The sequence below is a fragment of the Ammoniphilus soli genome, from assembly GCF_040813775.1.
Window position 1 is genome coordinate 1 of sequence record NZ_JBEGDL010000177.1, and the last position, 586, is coordinate 586.

Below are 586 nucleotides of genomic sequence, written 5' to 3' on the forward strand. Positions count from 1 at the left end.
GATGAGGTCAGAAGTAAGGCAAGCAATTTACCATATAAATGACACTCGAACCGTTCGATTTTAACAGGCTTGACGGAATCGATGTGAAACAGAGACTTCCATGTTTTGAACAAGATTTCCACTTGCCAGCGTAAAGAATACAAGGGATAAACCTGTTCTTTGGTCACATAGGATGGAGGAGTATTTGTGATGTAAACGTTGATGGAGCTTAATTGTTTGGTTCGATCTTTATAGGTGATTCCTTTTTTCTTTTCATTTTTAGCTCGAATCGCTAAACGCTCTTGGGTTTGCTTCTCTGTTAACTTGGAAATGAGTAGGCGAGGGACAAACTTTTTCTCTTTGCCGAGATAGACTTCTTCGATTTCAAGGATCTCACCGGGCTTCAACTGATTCATGATCGTTTCCAACTTAATTTCCGTATACAGGGAATCTCTTTTCACTTTTCCGTTTTTAAACCGCTCGATTTTCTCGTTTTTACGGTAAATTCGAACGTTTATTTTTAAACGTGAAATATAATAAGCGCCACGTTGTTCGATTTGTTCAAAATCCTCTAAACAGAAGTAACCTAAATCTCGAATACAGAGGT

General features: G+C 38.2%; 1 protein-coding gene. It reads right to left on the minus strand.

Annotation, left to right across the window (positions count from 1 at the left end; translation table 11 throughout):
* Positions 1-586: IS4 family transposase (locus ABLT31_RS38935; RefSeq protein ID WP_367761098.1), on the minus strand; the 586-nt coding region annotated here is incomplete at both ends.